General features: G+C 40.7%; 7 protein-coding genes and 1 pseudogene. 5 read left to right on the forward strand and 3 right to left on the reverse strand.

Annotation, left to right across the window (positions count from 1 at the left end; genetic code table 11):
- Positions 1-89: 89 nt before the first annotated feature.
- Both H6F44_RS22575 and H6F44_RS22580 read right to left on the reverse strand, forming a co-directional pair.
- Entirely contained in the window at positions 90-437 is a 348-nt protein-coding gene (locus H6F44_RS22575) for a hypothetical protein (protein ID WP_190353329.1), read from the reverse strand.
- Positions 434-751 carry a DUF433 domain-containing protein gene (locus H6F44_RS22580; RefSeq protein WP_199302248.1) on the reverse strand — a complete coding sequence of 106 codons (318 nt, stop codon included), beginning with the start codon at positions 749-751 and terminating at the stop codon, positions 434-436. Before H6F44_RS22580 ends, H6F44_RS22575 begins: the two co-directional genes overlap by 4 nt.
- A 206-nt stretch (positions 752-957) precedes the next feature.
- Here H6F44_RS22580 and H6F44_RS24210 point away from each other — a divergent pair, with 206 nt between their 5' ends.
- The 5 genes from H6F44_RS24210 (at position 958) to H6F44_RS24215 (ending at position 2,605) form a co-directional block, all read left to right on the forward strand.
- Positions 958-1,164: a tetratricopeptide repeat protein gene (locus H6F44_RS24210; protein ID WP_199302249.1), complete on the forward strand. Its 207-nt coding sequence runs from the start codon at positions 958-960 to the stop codon at positions 1,162-1,164.
- Positions 1,165-1,247: 83 nt separating this feature from the next.
- Positions 1,248-1,505 carry a FitA-like ribbon-helix-helix domain-containing protein gene (locus H6F44_RS22590; protein WP_190353330.1) on the forward strand — a complete coding sequence of 86 codons (258 nt, stop codon included), beginning with the start codon at positions 1,248-1,250 and terminating at the stop codon, positions 1,503-1,505.
- Positions 1,502-1,924, forward strand: a complete 423-nt coding sequence (locus tag H6F44_RS22595; RefSeq protein ID WP_190353331.1) for a type II toxin-antitoxin system VapC family toxin — start codon at positions 1,502-1,504, stop codon at positions 1,922-1,924. Before H6F44_RS22590 ends, H6F44_RS22595 begins: the two co-directional genes overlap by 4 nt.
- 211 nt (positions 1,925-2,135) lie before the next feature.
- Entirely contained in the window at positions 2,136-2,387 is a 252-nt protein-coding gene (locus H6F44_RS22600) for a type II toxin-antitoxin system Phd/YefM family antitoxin (RefSeq protein ID WP_190353332.1), read from the forward strand.
- On the forward strand, positions 2,384-2,605 hold the full coding sequence (locus tag H6F44_RS24215) for a type II toxin-antitoxin system mRNA interferase toxin, RelE/StbE family (protein WP_190353333.1): 222 nt from the start codon (positions 2,384-2,386) through the stop codon (positions 2,603-2,605). The genes H6F44_RS22600 and H6F44_RS24215 overlap by 4 nt, the downstream gene beginning before the upstream one ends.
- Here the strand turns inward: H6F44_RS24215 and H6F44_RS24220 are convergent.
- Positions 2,595-2,699: pseudogene (locus H6F44_RS24220) on the reverse strand (IS630 family transposase); the annotation flags it as partial. The gene H6F44_RS24215 and the pseudogene H6F44_RS24220 overlap by 11 nt on opposite strands.

The raw sequence follows: 2,699 nt of genomic DNA on the forward strand, positions 1-2,699 counted from the left end.
GTTGGATAACATCATAGATATTATTTTTTTAATTTATGGCTTCTAGTTTAACAAATTAGGAGCGCTTTTTTCTGATTATTTTCTATCGTTCAACACTTCTGCCTCACCACCTTTCCCATCCGCTTTGCTTTTACATTAAACTCAGGGTGGCGGAAAAGATTTCTGAGTAGAAGAGAGATTTCGGAAGCACGCGAATCTGGCAAATTAAAGCAGACTATACAAAAATATTCACTTATTACCACTTTTCGCCAAAAATCCCGCTCATTGATCGTGATAAAAGTGGGTTGCGACTCTTTTCGCAACAACATAGGAATCGCTTCATCTTTAATAATCGAATTAGGGCGCAAGTCCGTAATAAAGCAGACATTACCCTGATACCATTTGCCGATCGCCTGTTCCAGATTAGCACCCAAAAGCTGTTCATCAAGGACAATCATGCTGCACTCAAAATAGGAAGACTCTCAAGAAAATGAGTAGTCACAACTTGAATCGCCTCAGCGATCGCCTCACGCGAAACTCTTCCCCGAAAACCAAGCACAATATTTTCAACATTTTCCCCCTTAGCTAAGCGCTCCATCACACCCGCAATCTCAATCCGAGTGTACTTAAAAGTTGGGCGATCGCCACAAACCCCCATAGCCCGAACAACATACTGTCCTAGCGGATAGTAGCTATAGGATTCGCCATTAATTATTTCAGTGACAAGCGATCGCATATAAACTTTTTCATCCAAAGATTTTAAAACAGTCATCCGTCAAACCAATAATAAAGTTTCTTCTTACCAATACCAAAGCCATACTTTTGTAATTATATCACGGTGAAATCGCGCCCAATTCAAGTAGATTTTACGCACATCCTTAATTTTTAAAGCAGCCAAGCGATCCAAATCCCCCAACTCGCTATCTCCGCTTTTGCTGCCATCTAAAGTTAAATCAGTCCATCACTTTAAGTCAAGAACTGTTAGGCGATCGCCATCCTGATGTCGCCACCAGTCTCAATAACCTCGCAGGTTTACGTTACAACCAAAATCGTTATGATGAGTCGGAGTCGCTATTTTTGCAAGCCCTAGAAATTTGCGAATCTGTTCTCGGTAGCAATCATCCCGATACGCAAAATACGAAAGAATCCCTTGCCTATTTACGGACGAGACAAGGAAAAAGGTAAAAATTGGATTTTTGGACTTTGTACTTTTTATTTGAAAGCGATAAAATGCAACTATTTAATGCTAATCCAATCTCCCAAATGCCATGTCAATCATCACTATTCATCAACTAGAGCCAGACATTACCCAACAGCTAGAGCAACGCGCCGCCCAACATGGGCGAACCATCGAGCTTGAAATTAAGGCAATTCTCAAAAGCGTATTAGCCCCAAAAAAGCCAAGCAATGTTGACCTCGCCACCGCCATTAATAGACGCTTTGCAGACTTTGGAGACTTTGAAATCCCCGAAATTCCTAGAGAACCCATGCGTTCCTTACCAACCTTCGACATGGGCGATCTATGAAAATTGTTCTTGATACCAACGTCCTGTCAGAACTAATGAAGCCACAAGGTTCTCAAACAGTCAAATCTTGGGTTGCTGCTCAGCCCAGAGAAAAACTATTTACCACCAGTATTAACCAAGCCGAGATACTTGGTGGCATCGCTATTATGCCAGAAGGTAAACGCAGCAAAGCCTTACAAGAATCTGCACAAGCTATGTTTACTGAAGACTTTGTAGGACAGATCTTATTTTTTGATTCAGATTCAGCAAACTGTTTTGCTCAGATTACAAGCGATCGCCGCAGAAAAGGCAAACCAATAGCTCAAGCTGACGCTCTGATTGCCTCTATATGTCTGGCTAATAATGCAGCGATCGTCACTCGCAATGTTGACGACTTTCTAGATTACCAAATCACAATCATTAACCCTTGGGACTATTGAGCGATCGCTACCAAGAAGATATCGTCATCGGTTTTCAGCCCGTTTATATCCGTCAAGTATCAGGCTACGCGATCGCCTAATCACCCAAGAACATCTGTAATTTTTAAAGCAGCCAAGTGATCACGAGTATATTTTGGTTTTGATTGAGGCGATCTTCTCCTGATGATATAATGCAGCTACTCAAAGAAAGTATCTTAGGCAAATAAAATATATGTATCAAGTTACAGTTGATTATGCCAAAAAGAACCTTAATGAACTATGCGATCGGGCAGGTCAAGAACCAGAAGGAGTAGCAATAGTTAATGAAAACCGTAGCTATATTTTGATTGCTCAAGAAGAATGGGAATCACTCATGGAAACAGCGATGATTATGCAAACTCCTAACATTCTGCAACAAATCGAAATAGCAAGACAAGAATATTTGACAGGAGAAACCGTAAGCATGGAGCAGATCTTTGGATGAAGACTTACAGAATTGTTTTCTCTAAACAAGCCCAAAAAGACATAGATGAACTCCCTCCTAAGCAGAAAAACAAGCTCAAAGAGATATTAGAAAACATCATTTTACCTAATCCCTATGTCGGCAAAGCTCTAAAAGGTGAATTAAAAGGCTTATATTCCTATCGTTTAAATCTTAAAGATCGACTTGTGTATGAAATCTACAAGGCTTTGCTCCAGTAGCCGTAATCAGTTGCTGCACTTGAGCCGATTTATGGGAGTTGAGATTGTCCATCACCACCACATTTCCCGACGATAGATGAGGACATAAATCATC

The organism is Pseudanabaena cinerea FACHB-1277 (genome assembly GCF_014696345.1).
Lineage (GTDB): Bacteria > Cyanobacteriota > Cyanobacteriia > Pseudanabaenales > Pseudanabaenaceae > Pseudanabaena > Pseudanabaena cinerea.

Bases quoted from the DNA above. Each gene is read 5' to 3' on its own strand.
- H6F44_RS22580 (WP_199302248.1), bottom strand. From the start codon at position 751: ATGACTGTTTTAAAATCTTTGGATGAAAAAGTTTATATGCGATCGCTT.
- H6F44_RS22590 (WP_190353330.1), top strand. From the start codon at position 1,248: ATGTCAATCATCACTATTCATCAACTAGAGCCAGACATTACCCAACAG.
- H6F44_RS22575 (WP_190353329.1), bottom strand. From the start codon at position 437: ATGATTGTCCTTGATGAACAGCTTTTGGGTGCTAATCTGGAACAGGCG.
- H6F44_RS22595 (WP_190353331.1), top strand. From the start codon at position 1,502: ATGAAAATTGTTCTTGATACCAACGTCCTGTCAGAACTAATGAAGCCA.
- H6F44_RS24215 (WP_190353333.1), top strand. From the start codon at position 2,384: ATGAAGACTTACAGAATTGTTTTCTCTAAACAAGCCCAAAAAGACATA.
- H6F44_RS22600 (WP_190353332.1), top strand. From the start codon at position 2,136: ATGTATCAAGTTACAGTTGATTATGCCAAAAAGAACCTTAATGAACTA.